The 19,556-nt window shown below is 68.8% G+C and carries 19 protein-coding genes and 1 tRNA gene; 9 read left to right on the top strand and 11 right to left on the bottom strand.

Going from position 1 to position 19,556, the window contains the following annotated elements:
- Positions 1-41: 41 nt before the first annotated feature.
- Together ACIP63_RS27905 and ACIP63_RS27900 are read right to left on the bottom strand one after the other, a co-directional pair.
- On the bottom strand, positions 42-1,496 hold the full coding sequence (locus ACIP63_RS27905; RefSeq protein ID WP_401520910.1) for a DUF2252 domain-containing protein: 1,455 nt from the start codon (positions 1,494-1,496) through the stop codon (positions 42-44).
- 214 nt (positions 1,497-1,710) lie between these two features.
- Positions 1,711-2,784, bottom strand: coding sequence for a hypothetical protein (locus ACIP63_RS27900; RefSeq protein ID WP_401520907.1), 1,074 nt, complete (start codon positions 2,782-2,784; stop codon positions 1,711-1,713).
- A gap of 80 nt (positions 2,785-2,864) precedes the next feature.
- Between ACIP63_RS27900 and ACIP63_RS27895 the strand changes: the two genes are divergently transcribed.
- The gene (locus ACIP63_RS27895) at positions 2,865-3,317 is read left to right on the top strand and encodes a MarR family winged helix-turn-helix transcriptional regulator (RefSeq protein WP_401520904.1); all 453 of its coding nucleotides are present in this window, start codon (positions 2,865-2,867) and stop codon (positions 3,315-3,317) included.
- A 67-nt stretch (positions 3,318-3,384) separates the two neighbouring features.
- On the opposite strand, the gene ACIP63_RS27890 is transcribed toward ACIP63_RS27895, so the two are convergent.
- Positions 3,385-3,729, bottom strand: a complete 345-nt coding sequence (locus tag ACIP63_RS27890) for a winged helix-turn-helix transcriptional regulator (RefSeq protein ID WP_401520901.1) — start codon at positions 3,727-3,729, stop codon at positions 3,385-3,387.
- A 156-nt stretch (positions 3,730-3,885) separates the two neighbouring features.
- Here ACIP63_RS27890 and ACIP63_RS27885 point away from each other — a divergent pair, with 156 nt between their 5' ends.
- Positions 3,886-4,497 (top strand): FMN-dependent NADH-azoreductase, encoded by a 612-nt coding sequence (locus ACIP63_RS27885; RefSeq protein ID WP_401520898.1) that lies wholly within the window; start codon positions 3,886-3,888, stop codon positions 4,495-4,497.
- Between the two features lie 240 nt (positions 4,498-4,737).
- On the opposite strand, the gene ACIP63_RS27880 is transcribed toward ACIP63_RS27885, so the two are convergent.
- Positions 4,738-4,820: transfer RNA gene (locus tag ACIP63_RS27880), tRNA-Leu, on the bottom strand.
- Positions 4,821-5,135: 315 nt separating this feature from the next.
- Here ACIP63_RS27880 and ACIP63_RS27875 point away from each other — a divergent pair.
- The 6 genes from ACIP63_RS27875 to pknB all read left to right on the top strand — a co-directional run bounded on the left by ACIP63_RS27875 (position 5,136) and on the right by pknB (position 13,169).
- On the top strand, positions 5,136-5,996 hold the full coding sequence (locus tag ACIP63_RS27875; protein ID WP_401520896.1) for an FhaA domain-containing protein: 861 nt from the start codon (positions 5,136-5,138) through the stop codon (positions 5,994-5,996).
- Between the two features lie 10 nt (positions 5,997-6,006).
- Positions 6,007-6,522 (top strand): FHA domain-containing protein, encoded by a 516-nt coding sequence (locus ACIP63_RS27870; RefSeq protein WP_104787364.1) that lies wholly within the window; start codon positions 6,007-6,009, stop codon positions 6,520-6,522.
- Positions 6,523-6,651: 129 nt separating this feature from the next.
- Positions 6,652-8,139: a Stp1/IreP family PP2C-type Ser/Thr phosphatase gene (locus ACIP63_RS27865; RefSeq protein WP_401520893.1), complete on the top strand. Its 1,488-nt coding sequence runs from the start codon at positions 6,652-6,654 to the stop codon at positions 8,137-8,139.
- Positions 8,140-8,160: 21 nt separating this feature from the next.
- Positions 8,161-9,561, top strand: a complete 1,401-nt coding sequence (locus ACIP63_RS27860; RefSeq protein ID WP_401520890.1) for an FtsW/RodA/SpoVE family cell cycle protein — start codon at positions 8,161-8,163, stop codon at positions 9,559-9,561.
- Positions 9,558-11,012, top strand: coding sequence for a peptidoglycan D,D-transpeptidase FtsI family protein (locus ACIP63_RS27855; RefSeq protein WP_401520887.1), 1,455 nt, complete (start codon positions 9,558-9,560; stop codon positions 11,010-11,012). The genes ACIP63_RS27860 and ACIP63_RS27855 overlap by 4 nt, the downstream gene beginning before the upstream one ends.
- Positions 11,013-11,183: 171 nt before the next feature.
- The gene (gene pknB / locus ACIP63_RS27850; RefSeq protein WP_401520884.1) at positions 11,184-13,169 is read left to right on the top strand and encodes a Stk1 family PASTA domain-containing Ser/Thr kinase; all 1,986 of its coding nucleotides are present in this window, start codon (positions 11,184-11,186) and stop codon (positions 13,167-13,169) included.
- A gap of 77 nt (positions 13,170-13,246) precedes the next feature.
- Here pknB and ACIP63_RS27845 read toward each other — a convergent pair whose 3' ends face one another.
- The 5 genes from ACIP63_RS27845 to ACIP63_RS27825 all read right to left on the bottom strand — a co-directional run bounded on the left by ACIP63_RS27845 (position 13,247) and on the right by ACIP63_RS27825 (position 17,079).
- The gene (locus tag ACIP63_RS27845) at positions 13,247-13,975 is read right to left on the bottom strand and encodes a class E sortase (RefSeq protein ID WP_401520881.1); all 729 of its coding nucleotides are present in this window, start codon (positions 13,973-13,975) and stop codon (positions 13,247-13,249) included.
- 36 nt (positions 13,976-14,011) lie between these two features.
- Positions 14,012-15,427, bottom strand: a complete 1,416-nt coding sequence (locus tag ACIP63_RS27840; RefSeq protein ID WP_401520878.1) for a class E sortase — start codon at positions 15,425-15,427, stop codon at positions 14,012-14,014.
- Positions 15,424-16,062 carry an aminodeoxychorismate/anthranilate synthase component II gene (locus ACIP63_RS27835; RefSeq protein WP_393756480.1) on the bottom strand — a complete coding sequence of 213 codons (639 nt, stop codon included), beginning with the start codon at positions 16,060-16,062 and terminating at the stop codon, positions 15,424-15,426. Before ACIP63_RS27835 ends, ACIP63_RS27840 begins: the two co-directional genes overlap by 4 nt.
- The gene (locus ACIP63_RS27830; protein WP_099173291.1) at positions 16,059-16,247 is read right to left on the bottom strand and encodes a hypothetical protein; all 189 of its coding nucleotides are present in this window, start codon (positions 16,245-16,247) and stop codon (positions 16,059-16,061) included. The genes ACIP63_RS27835 and ACIP63_RS27830 overlap by 4 nt, the downstream gene beginning before the upstream one ends.
- A 106-nt stretch (positions 16,248-16,353) precedes the next feature.
- On the bottom strand, positions 16,354-17,079 hold the full coding sequence (locus ACIP63_RS27825) for a DUF881 domain-containing protein (RefSeq protein WP_401520875.1): 726 nt from the start codon (positions 17,077-17,079) through the stop codon (positions 16,354-16,356).
- A 178-nt stretch (positions 17,080-17,257) separates the two neighbouring features.
- On the opposite strand from ACIP63_RS27825, the gene crgA reads away from it, so the two are divergent.
- Entirely contained in the window at positions 17,258-17,512 is a 255-nt protein-coding gene (gene crgA / locus ACIP63_RS27820) for a cell division protein CrgA (protein ID WP_031090433.1), read from the top strand.
- 242 nt (positions 17,513-17,754) lie between these two features.
- Here crgA and ACIP63_RS27815 read toward each other — a convergent pair whose 3' ends face one another.
- Together ACIP63_RS27815 and ACIP63_RS27810 are read right to left on the bottom strand one after the other, a co-directional pair.
- On the bottom strand, positions 17,755-18,660 hold the full coding sequence (locus ACIP63_RS27815; RefSeq protein ID WP_401520871.1) for a rhomboid family intramembrane serine protease: 906 nt from the start codon (positions 18,658-18,660) through the stop codon (positions 17,755-17,757).
- A gap of 154 nt (positions 18,661-18,814) precedes the next feature.
- On the bottom strand, positions 18,815-19,342 hold the full coding sequence (locus ACIP63_RS27810) for a peptidylprolyl isomerase (RefSeq protein ID WP_401520869.1): 528 nt from the start codon (positions 19,340-19,342) through the stop codon (positions 18,815-18,817).
- Positions 19,343-19,556 lie beyond the last annotated feature (214 nt).

The following is a 19,556-nucleotide window of genomic DNA, read 5'->3' as shown; positions in this document are numbered from 1 at the left end:
CGGCCCGCGCCGCGAGGACACACGGTGGCCGCAGGACCCGCTCAGACGCCGAGCTCAGCGGCTATTCGCCCGGCTCGGACAGCCCGGACGAGCTCGGCGTGATCCGCCTCGGTCCGGTCCGCGTACGTCACGGCGAAATCGGCCACCGCCGCGTCCAGCTCGGCGTTCTTCCCGCAGTAACCCGCGAGCAGCCGGGGATCGGCGCTGTGCGCATGGGCACGGGCCAGCAGGGCGCCGGTCATCCGCCCGTAGTCGTCGACCTGCTCCGCAGCGAGTGCCGCCGGATCCACGCTTCCCTTGCGATTCCTGAACTGGCGTACCTGATACGGCCGGCCGTCGACCTCGGCCCAGCCGAGCAGTATGTCGCTGACGACCTGCATCCGCTTCTGTCCGAGCACCACCCGGCGCCCCTCGTGCACCACGTCCGGCACGTCGAAGCCGATCCGGCCGAGATAGGGGGAGAGCGCGGACGGGCGGGCCTCCTTCACCTGCAGCACCAGCGGCTCGCCCCGGTGGTCGAGCAGCAGCACCACGTACGACCGGGTCCCCACACTTCCCGTGCCGACCACCCGGAACGCCACATCATGGATCGCGTAACGGGCCAGCAGCGGAACCCTGTCCTCCGAGATCGTCCCGACGTAGCCCTCCAGCCCCGCCGCCACGGCAGCGGCCTCCGCGTCGGGCACACGCCGCAGGACGGGCGGGGAGTCGACGAATCGGCGACCGCCGTCCTCGCACTCCTCCGTGGACCTGGCGGCGAAGCGGGCACTCGTGTTGTTCCGCGCCTTCGCGGAAACCCGCTCCAGCGTCCCGAGCAGGTCCCGGGCGTCGGTGTGCGAGACGAGCTCCTCGTCCGCGATGGCGTTCCACGCGTCGAGTGCGGGCAGCCCCGCCAGCAGACGCATCGTGCGGCGGTACGCGCCCACCGTGTCGTACGCACCCTGCCGGCAGGTGGCCTCGTCCGCCCCCGCCTCCCTGCCCGCGAGCACCAGCGAGGTGGCGAGCCGCTTGAGATCCCACTCCCACGGGCCGAACACGGTCTCGTCGAAGTCGTTGAGATCGATGACCAGGTTGCCACGCGCGTCGCCGTACAGCCCGAAGTTGGCCGCGTGCGCGTCACCGCAGAGCTGGGCGCCCACGCCCGTGACCGGAGTACCCGTCAGGTCGTGCGCCATAAGCCCGGCCGAGCCACGCAGGAACGCGAACGGCGTCGCGGCCATCCGCCCCACCCGTATGGGGGTGAGACCGGGCACCCGGCCCTCGTTCGACTCCTCGACCGCCTGGACCGCGTCCGGCCTCCCGGCGGGCAGCTCCAGCGCACTGTGCGCGGACCGGGGCACCTCGATCCTTAGCGCCTTGCCGGCCGCCTTCGGGGAAGCCGCCCCAGGTCCGGGCCGCACCCCTCCGGCCACGCGCCGCGCGAATCCGGGTACGACCGGGATACGCCCGTCCCCGGTCATCCGCTGTTCCGGCACCGTCGCCTCGTCTTCGCCCATGGTGTGCCGCCTCCCCCGCCTCGTTCAGCCGTCCTGTCCGACCAACATCAACTGCGGACGACGGTACAACCGTCCGTGACAGCCGTCTGCCCCTGTGGACAACACGGGGCCCGGCCTGTGGACAACTGTCCGTGGAGGCCGGGCCTCCGTGCCTGCGCACAGAGCACCGGCACCGGGCCGCCACCCCGACGGACAGAGCACCGGCACCGAACCGTCACACCCCGACGGCCTCCTCCATCTCTTCCTCCGCCCCGGCCGCGGCCCGCACTGCCGCCGCCTCACGCGCCTTCTCCGCCTCCCCGCGACGCCGCTTCGCCTCGGCCAGGCCCGCCATCCCCAGAACGGCCAGACCGGCCACGAACCACAGAGCCAGCACCAGCAGGTGCCCGCCCAGGGCGTGCCCGCCGAAGTACACGTGGCTGCGCACCCCTTCGACGAATCCCGCACCGTTCCAGAAGGAGTGCAGGGCTCCGAAGAAGCCCGGCTGGACCTCCGGCCGGAAGATGCCTCCGGAGCTCGTGAAGTTGAGCATGACGAAGAGCAGCATCACGCCGAGCGTCGTCCACCGCTTGAGGAAGGTGTGCAGCCCCACCCCGATCAGCAGGATCCCCGCCGAATAGAGCCACGCCATCGCCCAGAGTCCGCCGAGGCCGTGGTCCACCAAGCCGAACACCGGCCCCGCGAACGCGGCTCCGATCAGACTCACCACGAGCGAGGTGCCGATGGCCAGCCCTGCCCTGATCCGCAGAGCCAGCACCGCCCCCGCACCGCCGATCACCGCGACCGACGCGTACGACCCGATGCTGACCGCCACCAGCAGGAAGAAAATCCCCTGGCCGGTCGGATCACCATCCGCCGTGGGCGCCACGTCCGTCACTTCGAGAGGGGCTCCCTGCCCGGCGGCCACCTCGGTGAAGACCTTCTGGACCACCGTCGCGCTGGTGTCCGACGAGGCGGTGGCGACCAGGAGCTCAGGACTGCCGCCCGGGACGTACGCGCCGAAACTCTGCTGCGTCCTCAGGTGGTTCACCGCGATGTCGCGGTCCGCCACGGTACGCACACTCAACGCACCGTCACCCTTGTCCTGCAAGGTCTGGGCAAGCACCTGCGCGCTCGTTCCCGAGCCGACGACGTCCACCCTCAGGTCGTGCGGCTCCGGGGCGTGAAAGGCGCCCAGATAGGCAAGCCCCATACCGACGCACATCAGCAGGGGCGTAATGAGATGACTGAGCACGTGACGCAGCGCACCGGCGGTTGAGCCGGAGGCGGAGCTCGGGCCTGCGGACATTCGACACCCCTCCAATGGTTGGCTTTTACAACTACTAGGCTCGTTGTAGCATACAACCAAAATTCGAGAAGGTGATTCACGTGGCAGACACCCCCCGGGAACGCGAGGAGTCGCTGGACGTCATCCAGCGCGAGCTGACCGCTTTCGCGCGCCGCGCCCGCTCGACCGCGGCACGGCTCCACCCGGACCTGCCGCTGGTCTCGTACACGCTGCTCGCCCACATCGACGACCGGAAGGGCTGCCGCGCGACCGACCTGGCGGCGCACTACCTGCTGGACAAGTCGACGGTCAGCCGACAGGTGGCGGCGCTGGAGAAGCTCGGCCTGGTCGAGCGCCACCCGGACCCGGACGACCAGCGCATCCAGGTACTGCACCCCACCGACGCCGGCACCCGGGCGCTCGCCTCGACCCAGGCCAGCCGGCGCGCCGCCTACCGGGAACGCCTTGGCGCGTGGACATCGGACGATCTCGAACAGTTCGCGGAATACCTGCTGCGCTACAACGCGGCGGGCGAGGACGCCGCACCCCGATAGACACCCGGCCACTCCGCCGCGGGCCGGCCCGGCGCGCCAGCAGCCCCTCGGGCCACCCGGCAGCGGGTCAGCAGCCCCTGGGGCCCCCGAGGTAGGTGTCGGCCCACCGGCCGAGCTCCTCGAGCGCGGGCCCCATCGCGGCGCCCGCCTCCGTCAGCCGGTACGCCACCCGCAGCGGGGGTCCTTCGTCGACCTCACGCACCACGAGACCGGCCGCTCCCAGCTCGGAGAGCCGGTCCGACAGCATCCGCTCGCTGATGCCCGGAATCGCCCGGCGCAGATCCGCGAAGTACACCGGCCGCTGCATCAGCACCGAGACGATCGGGCCCGTCCAGCGCTTCCCGAACAGCTCGAAGACGCGCGTGATGCTCCCGTCCACCTGCCGACAGGCCTGCTCGCTGTGATCCGCCATGCCCCCAGAGTACTGCGCAGGAGTGCGGGGCTTATGAAAAGTAAGGGACTATGTTATTACTAGGTACGTACTGAAGAGCCGGATCGTGCCCACCTGCCCACGACCCTCATCCGTGGCCCGCGCCGATCCGCCCACCCGACTCGTACGGAGGTCCCCATGGCCACGCTTCTGCACCTCGACTCCGCCGTCTTCCCCCAGGGCTCCACGTCCCGTGAGGTCACCGCCGCCTTCGTCACGGCTTGGCGCGAGCAGCACCCCGACGGCGAGGTCGTCTACCGCGATCTCGCCGCCGCCCCCCTGCCCCACCTGGACGCCTCGGCCGTAGCCGCCGGCGCCGAGGACCCGCTGCGAGGAGAGCTGGCGGCCGAGCTGGCCGCCGCGGACGCCGTGCTCATCGGCGCGCCGATGTACAACTTCTCCATCCCGTCCACCCTCAAGGCGTGGCTCGACCAGGTGATCCTCGTGGGCCACAACGCGGGCCCCGACAGCCCCGTCGCCGGCACGCCCGTCACCGTTGTGGCCAGCCGAGGCGGCTCGTACGCCCCCGGCACGCCGCGTGAGGAGTTCGAGTTCGTCCAGAACTACCTGGAGAAGGTCCTGACGGGCATGCTGGGAGCCGAAGTCGATTTCATCGTCCCGGAGTTGACGCTGGCCCACTCGAAGCCCGAGACGGCCGAGCTCATCCCCCTCGCCGACGCGTCCCGCACCCAGGCGTTCACCGACGCCGCGGACAAGGCCAGGGCCCTCGCAGCGCGTCTCGCCGCCTGAGGCGGCCGCTGACGGACGGGCCCGCGCCAAAGGTTTCTTTGGTGCGGATCCGACGTTTCACGTGAAACAGGAGCCGCCCCGGGTCCTGCCTCCGAGGGGGATGCGGACTTCATCACAGCGCCCCTCACACACCGGCTCGGCCACCGGATGACCCCGGACAACGAAGAACCCCCGCACCGGATCTCTCCGGTGCGGGGGTTCTGTCGAACCAACCCGGCGGTCGCAAGCGACTGCCTGTTGTGCGCGAGGGGGGATTTGAACCCCCACGTCCCTAAGGACACTGGCACCTGAAGCCAGCGCGTCTGCCGTTCCGCCACTCGCGCATGAGTGGTGCTTTCAGACTCTCTCACCGAGTGGTGTGAGCGCCTGGCGACATCCGGAAGATTAGCACGCTGGACAGGGTGGATTCACATCCGTTGTTTCGCCGAACCCACGAGGGGAACCGGGAACGCGGAAAGCCTGGCCCCACTCCTCCTGAGTGCACCCGGAGTGCGGGACACTGTCAGGAGGGCACCTCTACGATCCGTGTGAGAGGTGACACTCATCCACTGTGCAGACAAGGGGAACCAGCCGATTTCCCCACGCGTGGATACGATCAGTAAGCAGTACAGGGATGACGACACCGGAGGAGGTGCCCCATGGGAGTCATGAAGCGTTTCGAGCAGCGTCTCGAAGGTCTGGTCAATGGCACCTTCGCCAAGGTCTTCAAGTCCGAGGTGCAGCCGGTCGAGATCGCGGGAGCCCTTCAGCGCGAGTGCGACAACAACGCGTCGATCTGGAACCGCGAGCGGACCGTCGTACCGAACGACTTCATCGTCGAGCTCAGCACCCCGGACTACGAGCGCCTCAGCCCGTACTCCGGCCAGCTGGGGGACGAGCTGTCCGGCCTCGTACGTGACTACGCCAAGCAGCAGCGGTACACCTTCATGGGACCGATCAAGGTCCACCTGGAGAAGGCGGACGACCTCGACACGGGTCTCTACCGCGTACGCAGCCGGACCCTGGCGTCGAGTTCGTCACAGCAAGGCCAGCAGGGCGGCCCCGCTCCCTATGCCCAGCCGAACCGCCCCGCCGCCCCTCAGGGGCAGGGTGGCTACGGTTACCCGCCGGCTTCCGCCCCTCCCATGCCCCCGGTCCCGCCGCCGGGCGCGGGGCGCTCCGGAGGCCCTTCCAGCGACTGGCGCCCGCCGGCCGCGTCCGGCCCCATGCCGGACGCCCAGGTGCGGCGCTGGATCGAGATCAACGGCACCCGCCATCAGATCTCCCGCCCGACGTTGGTGATGGGACGAAGCACCGACGCCGACGTGCGGATCGACGACCCCGGCGTATCGCGCCGGCACTGTGAGATCCGGACCGGAACGCCCTCGACGATCCAGGATCTCGGGTCTACCAACGGCATCGTGGTAGACGGGCAGCACACCACCCGCGCTACGCTCCGCGACGGCTCGCGGATCGTCGTGGGCAGCACCACCATCGTTTACCGGCAAGCCGAAGGGTGAAGCGGGGGCAATGTCAGAGCTGACCCTGACGGTCATGCGGCTAGGTTTCCTGGCTGTTCTGTGGCTATTCGTAATCGTGGCCGTCCAGGTCATTCGCAGCGACCTGTTCGGTACGCGTGTCACGCAGCGCGGCTCACGCCGCACTGCCGCTGACGCCCGTCCGCAGCAGGGACGCCAACAGCAAGCGGCGCCGCCTCAGCAGCGCCAGCAGTCCGGGCGCCAGCGCCGTGGGGCACCCACGAAGCTGGTCGTCTCCGAGGGCACGCTCACCGGCACCACGGTCGCGCTCCAGGGTCAGACCATCACCCTGGGCCGGGCGCACGATTCAACGATCGTGCTGGATGACGACTACGCGTCCAGCAGGCATGCCAGGATCTACCCGGACCGTGACGGCCAGTGGATCGTCGAGGATCTCGGGTCCACCAACGGCACCTATCTCGACCGGACCCGTCTCACCACCCCGACACCTGTTCCGCTGGGCGCGCCGATCCGCATCGGCAAGACCGTCATCGAGCTGCGGAAGTAGTACGACAATGAGCGAGCGGAGCGAGCGAGCCGCCGCGGTCCTGACGACGGACCCGGCCCGGCTCCCGACCGGAGGGTGGGCAGTGTGGCTCGAGACCGGCTGTACCCCGAACCGACGGGCGAGGTGCGCATGAGCTTGTCCCTGCGCTTCGCCGCCGGATCGCACAAGGGCATGATCCGGGAAGGCAACGAGGACTCCGGCTACGCCGGCCCCCGCCTTCTCGCCATCGCCGACGGCATGGGCGGCCAGGCGGCCGGAGAGGTCGCCAGCTCCGAGGTGATCTCCACGCTCGTGCAGCTCGACGACGACGTCCCGGGCTCCGACATCCTCACCTCGCTCGGCACGGCGGTCCAGCGGGCCAACGACCAGTTGCGCGTCATGGTCGAGGAGGACCCCCAGCTGGAGGGCATGGGCACGACGCTCACGGCCCTGCTCTGGACCGGTCAGCGTCTCGGCCTCGTCCACGTCGGCGACTCCCGCGCCTACCTCCTGCGTGACGGCGTCCTGACGCAGATCACCCAGGACCACACCTGGGTGCAGCGCCTCGTCGACGAGGGCAGGATCACCGAGGAAGAGGCCACCACCCACCCGCAGCGCTCCCTGCTGATGCGGGCACTCGGCAGCGGCGACCACGTGGAGCCCGATCTCTCCGTCCGAGAGGTCCGCGCCGGTGACCGCTATCTGATCTGCTCGGACGGGCTCTCCGGCGTCGTCTCCCACCAGACGATGGAAGAGACCCTGGCCAGCTACCAGGGCCCCCAGGAGACCATCCAGGACCTCATCCAGCTCGCCCTGCGCGGCGGCGGTCCCGACAACATCACCTGCATCGTCGCCGACGTCCTGGACGTCGAAAGCAACGACACCCTGGCCGGGCAGCTCAACGACACACCGGTCATCGTCGGTGCCGTCGCCGAGAACCAGGCCGCCCAGGCGACCGACGGCCGCGCCATGGAGACCCCGGCGGGCCGTGCGGCCGGTCTCGGCCGCCCCGTGCCGCCGCCGTCCGGAGGTTTCGGCCCCCCCGGCAGCGGCGACGACGTGGGTTACGGCTCCGGTCCGGACGGCGCCTTCAACTCGTACGCCGACGACGACTTCGTCAAGCCGCGCGGCCGCCGCAGGTGGCTGAAGCGGTCGTTCTACATCGTGCTCGCGCTGGCCGTCATCGGCGGTGGCGTATACGGCGGATACCGCTGGACCCAGACGCAGTTCTACGTGGGCACGAAGGACGACAACGTCGCGCTGTACCGCGGAATCAGCCAGGACCTCGCCTGGGTGTCCCTCTCGAAGGTCGAGGAGGACACCAAGATCGAACTCAAGTACCTCCCGCCGTACTGGCGCAAGCGGGTCGAGGCGACGATCTCCCAGGGCAACCTCACCGAGGCCCGCAAGAAGCTCAGCGAGCTCGACGCACAGGCCTCCGCCTGCAAGAAGGACGCGCAGCGCCGCGCGGCCGAGGCGGACACCAATGCCGCCAAGGACAAGGGCGAGACCGGCAACGCCTCCGACAGCACGTCAGCCACGTCTCCCGCCAAGGAGACCAAGACCGCGACTCCCACTCCCGGCCCCAGCCTCTCGGAGGAAGAGAAGAAGCTGGCCCTGCAGTGCGGTAAGCAGTAAGCCGTAGGGGGCCTTCAGCACATGAGCGTTGTCACCAACACGACCACCATCGGCGCGATCGACGCGCCGAGCCGCCGTAACACCGAGCTGGTACTCGTCGCCTTCGCCGTCCTGATCTCGGTGTTCGCGTACGCCAATGTGGGCCTCGCCCTCAACGGCGAGCTGCCCGCCGGCATGCTCGGCTACGGGCTGGGGCTCGCCCTGCTCGGCGGAGTGGCGCATATCGCCGTCCGTAGATTCGCCCCGTACGCGGACCCGCTGCTGCTGCCTCTGGCGACGCTGCTGAACGGGCTGGGTCTGGCGTTCATCTGGCGCCTGGACCAGTCGGAACGCTTCCAGGCACTCAAGACCTTCGCTCCTGCGGCCTCCAAGCAGCTGATCTTCTCCGCGGTCGGTGTTGCCCTGATGGTGGGCGTCCTCATCGCCCTCAAGGACCACCGCATCCTGCAGCGCTACACCTACATCTCCATGGTGGTGGCGCTGATCCTGCTGATCCTGCCGATGTTCTTCCCCGCCGTTAACGGTGCGAAGATCTGGATCAACATCCCGGGCGTGGGCACGATCCAGCCGGGAGAGTTCGCCAAGATCGTCATCTCGGTGTTCTTCGCCGGCTACCTCATGGTCAAGCGCGACGCGCTTGCCCTGGCCAGCCGCCGCTTCATGGGGCTCTACCTGCCCCGTGGCCGCGACCTGGGCCCGATCCTCATGGTCTGGGCGTTCTCGATCCTCATCCTGGTCTTCGAGACGGACCTGGGTTCGTCGCTGCTCTTCTTCGGCATGTTCGTCGTCATGCTGTACGTCGCCACCGAGCGCACCAGCTGGATCGTCTTCGGGCTGCTGATGTCCGGGGCCGGCGCCGTCGGTGTGGCCACCTTCGAGCCGCACGTACAGGACCGCGTCACCGCGTGGCTCGACCCGTTCGCCGGCTGGGGCAAGATTCCCGCCAGCGAGCAGATGGCGAAGTCCCTGATGGCGTTCGGCTCCGGTGGCACGCTCGGGACCGGCCTCGGCCAGGGCAACTCCGACCTGATCGGCTTCGCCGCCAACTCCGACTTCATCCTTGCCACCGTCGGCGAGGAGCTCGGTCTCGCCGGCATGATGGCGGTCCTGCTCGTCTACGGCTTGATCGTCGAGCGTGGTGTCCGTACCGCGCTCGCTGCCCGCGACCCGTTCGGCAAGCTCCTCGCGATCGGCCTCTCCGGTTCCTTCGCCATCCAGGTCTTCGTCGTCGCCGGCGGTGTCATGGGGCTCATCCCGCTGACCGGTATGACCATGCCGTTCCTCGCGCAGGGTGGCTCGTCGGTCATCGCGAACTGGGCGCTCATCGGGATCCTGATCAGAATCAGCGACACGGCCCGACGTCCCGCCCCGGCCCCCGCACCGTCCCCGGATGCCGAAATGACCCAGGTGGTCCGACCGTGAACAAGCCGCTCCGCAGGATCGCGATCTTCTGCGGCATCCTCGTCCTGGCCCTGCTGATCCGCACGAACTACATCCAGTACGTCCGTGCCGACGAACTCAACGCGAACGAGCACAACCGCCGCGTCCAGATCGAGCGCTACGCCCACGAGCGCGGCAACATCATCGTCGACGGCGAGCCCGTCACGGGCTCCGTCGAGACCACGGACAGCGACTTCAAGTACAAGCGGGTCTGGAAGAACGGCCCCATGTGGGCGCCCGTCACCGGCTACTCCTCGCAGGCCTTCGACTCCTCGCAGCTGGAGAGCATCGAGGACGGCATCCTCACCGGCAACAGTGACGACCTGTTCTTCGACCGCACCCTGTCGATGTTCACCGGCGAGAAGAAGACCGGCGGGAACATCGTCACCACCCTCAACGGCGCCGCACAGAAGGCCGCCTTCGAGGGTCTGGGCGACAAGAAGGGCGCGGTCGCCGCGCTCGACCCGCAGACCGGCGCCGTCCTGGCGCTGGCCAGCACCCCCTCGTACGACCCCTCGGTCTTCGCGGGCAACTCCATGAAGGACTCGGACGCCCGGCAGAAGCTCCTCAAGGACGAGGACAAGCCGATGCTGAACCGGGCCCTGCGGGAGACCTACCCGCCCGGCTCGACGTTCAAGGTCGTCACGGTCGCCGCGGCGCTGGAGAACGGCCTCTACACCGACATCGACGCCAAGACCGACTCCCCGCTGCCCTGGCGGCTCCCGCAGTCGACCAACCTCCTGCAGAACGAGGGGAACATCCCCTGCAAGGACGCCTCGCTCCGGGTGGCGCTGCGCTACTCCTGCAACACCGTCTTCGGCAAGATGAGCGACGACCTCGGCAACGAGAAGATGATCGAACAGGCCGACAAGTTCGGCTTCAACGAAGAGGTCTTCACGCCGGTCCGCGCCGACGCCAGCGTGTACCCGAAGGACAACCCGCCGCAGAACGCCATGGCGGGCATCGGTCAGGCCTCCAACCGCGCCACTCCGCTCCAGATGGCCATGGTCGCGTCGGCGATCGCCAACGACGGCAAGCTCATGCAGCCGTACATGGTCGCCCAGCGCCAGGCGCCCAACCTGGACGTCATCTACACGCACGAGAAGGAGCAGCTCAGCGAGCCGCTCTCGGCGGAGAACGCCCAGAAGGTGCAGCAGATGATGGAGACCGTGGTCCAGGACGGCACGGGAACCAACGCGCAGATCGACGGCGTCACCGTCGGTGGCAAGACGGGTACCGCTCAGCACGGCCTCAACAACAGCGAGAAGCCGTACGCCTGGTTCATCTCGTACGCCAAGACCGACAGCGGCTCCCCGGTCGCCGTCGCCGTGGTGGTCGAGGACGGCAACGCCAACCGGGACGACATCTCCGGCGGCGGGCTGGCCGCTCCGATCGCCAAGAACGTGATGAAGGCGGTACTCGACGGAAAGTAGTGACACCCGTCACAACTTCTGTTCACACCAGCACATTGGGATACCGGTCGGATATCAGCTGACGGGTGCGGGCCGATCACGCCGGGCGTGCCCGGTAGCGTATGCGCGAACAGCGCACCGCCGGACCACACACGGGTGCGGTCGGGACTGACGGAGAGGGCTGGATCAGTTATGGAAGAGCCGCGTCGCCTCGGCGGCCGGTACGAGCTGGGCTCGGTGCTCGGCCGTGGTGGCATGGCCGAGGTCTACCTCGCGCATGACACCCGGCTCGGCCGCACCGTCGCTGTGAAGACGCTGCGGGCCGACCTCGCCCGCGATCCGTCCTTCCAGGCACGGTTCCGCCGTGAGGCCCAGTCGGCCGCCTCGCTCAACCACCCCGCGATCGTCGCCGTCTACGACACCGGCGAGGACTACGTCGACGGCGTCTCCATCCCGTACATCGTGATGGAGTACGTCGACGGGTCGACGCTCAGAGAGCTCCTGCACTCCGGCCGCAAGCTGCTGCCGGAGCGGACCCTCGAGATGACGGTCGGGATCCTCCAGGCTCTGGAGTACTCGCACCGCGCCCAGATCGTCCACCGCGACATCAAGCCGGCCAACGTCATGCTGACGCGCACCGGCCAGGTCAAGGTCATGGACTTCGGTATCGCCCGCGCCATGGGCGACTCCGGCATGACGATGACCCAGACCGCCGCGGTCATCGGTACCGCCCAGTACCTCTCCCCGGAGCAGGCCAAGGGCGAGCAGGTCGACGCACGCTCCGACCTGTACTCCACCGGCTGCCTGCTCTACGAGCTGCTCGCGGTCCGGCCGCCGTTCGTCGGGGACTCGCCGGTGGCGGTCGCGTACCAGCACGTCCGTGAGGAGCCGCAGCCTCCGAGCAACTTCGACCCCGAGATCACGCCCGAGATGGACGCCATCGTCCTGAAGGCGCTGACCAAGGACCCCGACTACCGCTACCAGTCGGCCGACGAGATGCGGGCCGACATCGAGGCCTGCCTCGACGGCCAGCCGGTCGCGGCCACGGCGGCCATGGGAGCGGCGGGCTACGGCGGGTACGACGGCTACAACAACGACCAGCCCACCACCGCCCTGCGGGCCACGGACCAGGGCGGAGCGCAGACGTCCATGCTGCCCCCGGTCAATCCGGACGACGGCGGCTACGGCTACGACGACCGCCCTGACCGCCGGCGCCAGAAGAAGAGCAACACCTCGACGATCCTCCTGGTCGTCGCCGGCATCCTGGTGCTCATCGGAGCGATCCTCATCGGCCGTACGGTCTTCAGCTCCACCGACGGCGGCGGTGGCAAGGTCGACGTGCCGAACCTGATCGGTTCCACGATGGAAGAGGCCCAGGGGCGCGCGGACAACGCCGAGGTCGAGCTGGCGATCGGTTCCAAGGAACCCTGCGCGAACCAGGAGAAGGGCAAGATCTGCAGCCAGTCCCCGTCCCCGAGCGAGAAGATGGAGACGGGCGAGACCGTGACGGTCGTCGTCTCCACCGGCGCCCCCAAGGTCGAGGTCCCGGACGTCCTGGAGAAGTCCGAGGACAGCGCCCGCAAGGCGCTGGAGGACAAGGGCTTCACGGTGAACGTCGAGACCGCCGAGTCCGAGAAGACCGTGGACACGGTCATCTCCCAGGACCCCGAGGGCGGTTCGAAGGTGGAGAAGGACACCGAGGTCACGATCACCGTGGCCAAGGAGGCCACCGTGCCGATGCCCGACGTGCGCACCCGCTCCTACGACGCGGCCGTGGCACAGCTGAACGGCCTCGGGTTCACCAACGTGTCGAAGCAGGATGTCGACTCGGAGGAGGCCGCCGGGACGGTCATCGAGCAGACGCCCACGGGTCCGAGCGAGCAGTCCAAGGACGTCCAGATCGTCCTGAAGGTGTCCAAGGGTCCGGCTCAGCCCGAACAGCCCGAGCAGGTCACCATCCCGGCCGACATCGTCGGTCAGCGGTTCCAGCAGGTGAAGGCGACGCTCGAAGGAATGGGCCTCGTGGTGGCACTCGCGCCCAACTCGTCGGACAAGCCGAATGCCATGGTGATGCAGGCCGACCCCGGGGCCAACACCCAGGTCGCCAAGGGTTCGACGGTCACCCTCACCACGATCGGCGGCGACATCATCGGCGGCCGGTCCGGTTCGGACGACTGACCGCGTAACGCCGTACGCACACGCACAGGGCCCCGGTCACCTCAACGGTGACCGGGGCCCTGTGCGTTCGTCCGTGACTACCGCAGCTCCGCCGGCTTGGTGCGGTCCCTGTCCACCTTCTCGGTCCGCACGAGCTCGCCCCAGACGATGTAGCGGTACTTCGAGGTGTAGACCGGGGTGCAGGTCGTCAGCGTGATGTAGCGGCCGGCCTTCTTCGCGCCCGACTCCTTGGGCACCGGGGCGATCGCGTCGACGTTGAACTTCGACGTCTCCGGCAGCTCCGCGAAGACCTTGTAGACGTACCAGGTGTCCTTGGTCTCGAAGACGACCGCGTCGCCCTTCTTCAGCTTGTCGATGTTGTGGAACTTGGCGCCGTGCCCGTCCCGGTGCGCGGCGAGGGAGAAGTTGCCCTGCGCGTCCGAGGGGAGGGCCGACTTCACGGGGTCCGTGTAGTAGCCGGCGATGCCGTTGTTGAGCGTCTCGGTGTCGGTGCCCTTCTTGACCAGCACCTCGCCGTTCTTCATGGCGGGGACGTGGAGGAAGCCGATGCCGTCCCTGGTGTCCAGCGCTCCCGGACCGCCCGCCCAGCGGTCGCGGACGGTGTTGCCCTGCTTGTCCGCCTCGCGGTCGGCCAGCACGTTGGTCCACCACAGCGAGTAGACGACGAAAAGGCCCAGCACCAGCCCGGCGGTGATCAGCAGTTCCCCGAAGAGGCTCACCGCCGTCGCGACGGGGTGGCGGCTCCTGCGCCGGACCGGGGCCGCCGGCTCGTCGGTCCGCTCTTCGTGCTCGGTCCTCGCTGCCACCGCACCCGCCCCTGTCGTGATGTCGTCCAGCTCGCGTCAGCCGACGAGCGCGTCGGGCTTCCCCTTGCTGCGCGGCCGTTCCTCGACCATTTTGCCCCACACGATCATTCGGTACGTACTCGTGAATTCCGGGGTGCACGTCGTCAGCGTGATGTACCTGCCCGGGCCGGTGAAGCCGGAGCCCTGGGGCACTTCGTCGATCACGGACACATTGGACGGTGACGTCTGCGGAAGGATGCTGGTCATCTCGTACGTGTAGTAGGCGTCCTGCGTCTCGACCACGATGGCGTCGCCCTGCTTCAGCTTGTTGATGTAGCGGAAGGGCTCACCGTGGGTGTTGCGGTGACCTGCCACCGCGAAGTTCCCCTGCTCGTCCGACGGCATCGCGGTCTTCAGCTTGCCCTCGGCGTAGTGACCGATCATGCCGCGGTCGAGGACCTTCTCCTTGCTGATGCCCTCCGCGATCGGGGCGACCACGTCCAGCTTGGGGATGTGCATGATGGCGAACCCCTGGCCGGGCTCGAAGGCCCCCGGGCTGCGCTCGCCGTTGGCCCAGTCGTCCTGGATCTTGCTCGTCTCCCGGCCGGCGATCTGGTCGGCGCGGACGTTGGTCCACCACAGCTGGTACGTGACGAACAGGAGCATCAGCACGCCGAAGGTGATGAACACTTCGCCGACGACCCGGCTGGCGACGACGGCGGGGCTGTCCTTGGCGGCACGCGCCGCTCGCCGGGCCTCCAGCCGTGACATCGGGACCGCGGGCTCCGCCGCCTCGGGCTCGGCGGCGCGCCGGGGTTCGCCCCGGCGTCTTCCGTGTCCCTTGGCCGCCCGGCGGCGCTCGGCCCGGCCGCCTGCAGGCGGCGGTTCGGGATCGGGCCCGGAGGTGTCGGATCGGTCCGGCTCCGCCGCTCGCCGGGTGTCGGCGGTCCGCAGCGCCATGGTCTCGTCGTGCGGGACCGGCCCGACGCCACCGACGGGCCGCGCATGGTCCGGGCCGACGCCGCCGACGGGCCGCGCGGGGTCCGGGCGGACGTCGGTAAAAGCTTCCACGGGGCCCGGGTCAGCTGCTGTCCGGACCGGGGGCGGCGTCCCCTGACCGGGTATCACCGCGGTCCCCTGGCCGGTCGGTGCGGCAGGAGCCGTTACCGGGCCCTGGTGCCCGTACCAGTCCCTCTGGTACCCCTCCGGGTCGTACCACTCGCCCGGGGTCTCCGCGGGCCCCTGGGGCGCCGTCTGGGGCATCTGCCGCGTCCCGCTGTCCTGGGCGCCCTCCGCCCGGAACCAGGGCGAGGTGTGCTGCCCCGCCGACGGGTCCGGGGGCCGTTGCCCCGGAAGCGGGTCGTTCAGCGGGTCGGCGAGCCGCTCCACCGCCGCCTCGAACGTGCCGTCGGGCTCGTACGCACCCTGCGCGTACGGGCCTTCCTGCCCGGCGGAGGGGCGGAGTGAGGTCACGCGGCGGCCTTGCCCACCACCGGGGCGAGCCCCGCCGATCTCGCGACCGCGCCCTCGTCACCGCACTGCTCCAGCCAGTTGGCGAGCATCAGGTGACCGTGCTCCGTGAGCACCGATTCGGGGTGGAACTGCACTCCCTCCACCGCCTGTTCGCGGTGGCGCAGCCCCATGATGATGCCGTCGGCGGTGCGTGCGGTGACTTCCAGCACGGACGGGACCGTCGCCGGCTCGGCGGCGAGCGAGTGGTAACGCGTCGCGGTGAACGGGGACGGCAGCCCGGCGAACACGCCCTTGCCTTCGTGCAGCACGGGGGAGGTCTTGCCGTGCAGCAGCTCCGGCGCGCGGTCGACGACACCGCCGTACGCGACGGCCATCGACTGCATCCCCAGACAGACGCCGAAGACCGGCACCCCGCTCCGCGCGCAGTGGTGGACCATCTCGATGCAGACCCCCGCCTGCTCGGGTGTACCGGGGCCGGGCGACAGCAGGACGCCGTCGAAGCCGTCCTCGGCGTGCGCCGTGGTCACCTCGTCGTTGCGCACCACTTCGCACTCGGCGCCGAGCTGGTAGAGGTACTGGACGATGTTGAAGACGAAGCTGTCGTAGTTGTCGACGACGAGAATGCGTGCGCTCACTGACCGGACCCCGCTCCGCTGGTGCCTTCGCCGTCCACCGTCACATCACCGAACGGGAGCAGAGGCTCCGCCCAGGGGAAGACGTACTGGAAGAGCGCGTAGACAACGGCCAGGACGAGCACGAGCGAGATGAAGCCCCGCACCCATGCGTTGCCCGGCAGGTGCCGCCAGATCCAGCCGTACATGCTGTTGCCTCCATTCGGTACGGCACCAGACTAAACGGCCGGGGCACAGGCGTGGGTCAGCTGTGGAAAGCCGCTCGTGCGGACGTGCGTCGCAGCCCGGCGCGGGCTACTCCACAGGCTGTGCGTAGTGGAGGTCGACGGTGCCCGAATAGCCGGGGAGCGTCAGCTTGTCGTCCTCCTCGACCTTCCATCCCAGCCCGTACGCCTTCACGTACAGCTGGTAGTTCTGGATGGCCGTGGAGTCGTCGAGCGCCTGCCGCAGCTTCCCGGTGTCACCGACTGCGGTGACCTTGTACGGAGGCGAGTAGACCCGGCCCTGCAGGATCAGGGTGTTGCCGACGCAGCGCACCGCGCTGGTGGAGATCAGCCGCTGGTCCATCACCTGGATCCCGCGGGCGCCGCCTTCCCAGAGGGCGTTGACGACGGCCTGCAGGTCCTGCTGGTGGATCACCAGGTCATTGGGCTGGGGCTCGGGGTACCCGGGGTTGGCGGTGGCGTCGGCAGGGGCGTCGTTCAGCGTGACGGAGAGCGCCTCGCCGGTGACCTCCGTGGTACCCGCGGCCTTCTCCAGCGCGTCGAGCTCGGCGTCCTCGGCGCGGGTGCTGCCGTCGTCGCGCCGGGCGAGGGTGTCGATGTCCGCACGCACGGAAGCGGTCGATTCGTCCAGCTCCGCGTTGTTCTCACTGCGCTGCTGAATGAGGTCGGAGAGCTTCAGCAGAGAGGAGTCGGTCCGGATATCGGTCCCCTTGGCCGTATTGGCGCTGGTGACGAAGATCAGCCCGGCCAGTGCGAAAACGGCAGCTGTGAGGCCTTGGACCGGCCATCGGGACATGCGTCCGGCCCGGCCTCGAGGAGAGTCGGCAGAATTGCTCAACGTACCCTTATCTCCTTAGGCGCCACGGAAGCACTACGCTAACGGACGCCCCGGGGAGGCAGCATTCCCCCTCGCGCCCCGGCGCCAGCCACAGATCCCTGCGCGGTCACGCAGCGCATCGACAGGAGAGTCCCTCGTGCCGAAGTCACGTATCCGCAAGAAGGCAGATTTCACGCCTCCGCCGGCGAAGCAGTCGACGAGCATAAAGCTGACCAATCGCAGTTGGGTGGCGCCGGTGATGCTGGCGCTCTTCCTGATCGGTCTGGCCTGGATCGTGGTCTTCTACGTCACCGAGGGCGACCTGCCGATCGACGCTCTCGGCAACTGGAACATCGTGGTGGGCTTCGGCTTCATCGCCGGTGGCTTCGGAGTCTCCACGCAGTGGAAGTAGCTCTGCCCTGAGTTACCCACAGAGTTATCCACAGGTAGGGGAAAAGGTCAGACGATCTGTGGATAACTTCCCTCGAAGTTGACGCCGGTGTGACTACACACTTACGCGTCGCGCGAGGGTACGCCCCTTGTCCTGACTGGTAAAACCCGGTCCAGCGACAAGGGGCACACCTGTTCCCCACGTCATGCACAAGATCCGGCACGCTCTGTGGACAACCGCACCCCTGGAGCAACAGATTCCGCTCAGGTGAGCACAGCTGTCCTGACGAGGACGGTCACCACGACCGCCACGAGGACCAGCCCGCAGGCGCCGTACTGCACGAAATTCCGGCGCTCCCGGGGTGCGTGGACCATGGCGATCGCGATCAGCGCCCCGGCGACCAGCCCACCGACGTGCGCCTGCCAGGCAATCCCGCCCCAGGGGTTGAAGGTGAAGATCAGGTTCACCACGAGGAGTGCGATCACCGGCCGCATGTCGTAGTTCATCCGGCGCATCAGCACGGCCGTGGCACCCAGCAGTCCGAAGACCGCCCCCGAGGCCCCGAGCGAACCCTGGCCGGGATCGGCGACCGCATACGTGAGAGCGCTGCCCGCCAGCCCCGACAGCAGGTAGAGCGCGACGTACCGGGCGCGGCCCAGCGCGGCCTCCAGCGGGCCGCCGAGCCACCACAGCCCCAGCATGTTGAACGCGATGTGCCACACCTCCTGGTGCAGGAACATCGACGTCACCAGCCGGTACCACTGCCCCTCCGCCACGCCTTCGACGCCGGCCGACGGATCGCCCGAGTAGGCACGGCCGAACAGCAGCAGATCGTCGAGCAGTGAACGGCCGCCGACCGAGACCGCGATGAAGACGGCGAGGTTGACGGCGAGCAGGATCTTGGTGACCAGCCTGGGGTCGGCGGCCACGCTTCCGCCGGCCAAGGTCCGCGGCCGGTTCGCCGCGGGATGGTGGCCCGTACCCGATCCCTGGCGGACGCACTCCGGGCAGTGGAAGCCCACCGACGCCTCGATCATGCAGTCCGTACAGATCGGCCTCTCGCACCGCGTGCAGCGGATGCCCGTCTCCCTGCCCGGATGCCGGTAACACGTGGGGGGACCGCCCGCGGCCGCGGACCCGTCCTGGTCTTCCGGCGGCTGCTGGTCCATCGGTCACGGCCCCTTCGGTCCTCGTCCGTGCGGGGGGCGCACATGCGACCGCCCCGCTCGCCCGTTATGTAACAGTACGGATGAGCAGGGCGGTTGGTTCCCGCAGGGCGGCGGCCGCGGGGTCAGCGGCCCGGGAGGCCGGCCACCCTGCGGATCACCGGGTCTCGATGACGACCGACTCGATCACCACGTCCTGGAGCGGACGGTTGGTGCGCGGATTGGTCGGAGCCGCCGCGATGGCGTCCACGACCTTCTTGCCCGCCTCGCCGGCGACCTCGCCGAAGATCGTGTGCTTCCCGGTCAGCCAGGCGGTGGGGGACACGGTCACGAAGAACTGCGACCCGTTGGTGCCCGGTCCGGCGTTGGCCATCGCCAGCAGGTACGGCTTGTCGAACGCGAGGTCGGGGTGGAACTCGTCGCCGAACTCGTAGCCCGGGCCGCCCGTGCCGTTGCCCAGCGGGTCGCCGCCCTGGATCATGAAACCGCTGATGACGCGGTGGAAGACAGTTCCGTCGTACAGCCTGTCGGTGGACTTCCGGCCGGTCTCCGGGTCGGTCCACTCGCGCTCACCCTGGGCGAGCTCGACGAAGTTCTTGACCGTCTTGGGTGCGTGGTGCGGCAGCAGCCGGATCTCGATGTCACCCAGACTGGTCTTCAAAGTGGCGTGAAGCTGCTCGGCCACGGTCTGCCTTCCGTAAGTCTCCGCTGATGACCACCGATCCTCGCACGGGGGACCCGGTCCACAGCGCGGTCACAGCACCGGGAAGGGCGGCACTCACCTTGTTGCTCGCTTTCCTGCACCTTTCCCACACTTCCTGCGGGATAAATGCGGCCAAGTGCCCGACGACACGGAGCGCGCGGGCACGAACCGTGGCATCGTCGGCGACACGCTCCCC

Origin of the sequence: Streptomyces sp. NPDC088746 (genome assembly GCF_044751065.1) — a bacterium.
GTDB lineage: Bacteria > Actinomycetota > Actinomycetes > Streptomycetales > Streptomycetaceae > Streptomyces.
This window is presented reverse-complemented; position numbering and strand designations above follow the sequence as displayed.

What these genes read in the sequence shown, in the direction of transcription:
- ACIP63_RS27905 (WP_401520910.1), bottom strand. Translation starts at nt 1,496, where the DNA reads ATGGGCGAAGACGAGGCGACGGTGCCGGAACAGCGGATGACCGGGGAC.
- ACIP63_RS27900 (WP_401520907.1), bottom strand. Translation starts at nt 2,784, where the DNA reads ATGTCCGCAGGCCCGAGCTCCGCCTCCGGCTCAACCGCCGGTGCGCTG.
- ACIP63_RS27890 (WP_401520901.1), bottom strand. Translation starts at nt 3,729, where the DNA reads ATGGCGGATCACAGCGAGCAGGCCTGTCGGCAGGTGGACGGGAGCATC.
- ACIP63_RS27885 (WP_401520898.1), top strand. Translation starts at nt 3,886, where the DNA reads ATGGCCACGCTTCTGCACCTCGACTCCGCCGTCTTCCCCCAGGGCTCC.
- ACIP63_RS27875 (WP_401520896.1), top strand. Translation starts at nt 5,136, where the DNA reads ATGGGAGTCATGAAGCGTTTCGAGCAGCGTCTCGAAGGTCTGGTCAAT.
- ACIP63_RS27870 (WP_104787364.1), top strand. Translation starts at nt 6,007, where the DNA reads ATGTCAGAGCTGACCCTGACGGTCATGCGGCTAGGTTTCCTGGCTGTT.
- ACIP63_RS27865 (WP_401520893.1), top strand. Translation starts at nt 6,652, where the DNA reads ATGAGCTTGTCCCTGCGCTTCGCCGCCGGATCGCACAAGGGCATGATC.
- ACIP63_RS27860 (WP_401520890.1), top strand. Translation starts at nt 8,161, where the DNA reads ATGAGCGTTGTCACCAACACGACCACCATCGGCGCGATCGACGCGCCG.
- pknB (WP_401520884.1), top strand. Translation starts at nt 11,184, where the DNA reads ATGGAAGAGCCGCGTCGCCTCGGCGGCCGGTACGAGCTGGGCTCGGTG.
- ACIP63_RS27830 (WP_099173291.1), bottom strand. Translation starts at nt 16,247, where the DNA reads ATGTACGGCTGGATCTGGCGGCACCTGCCGGGCAACGCATGGGTGCGG.
- ACIP63_RS27825 (WP_401520875.1), bottom strand. Translation starts at nt 17,079, where the DNA reads ATGTCCCGATGGCCGGTCCAAGGCCTCACAGCTGCCGTTTTCGCACTG.
- ACIP63_RS27815 (WP_401520871.1), bottom strand. Translation starts at nt 18,660, where the DNA reads ATGGACCAGCAGCCGCCGGAAGACCAGGACGGGTCCGCGGCCGCGGGC.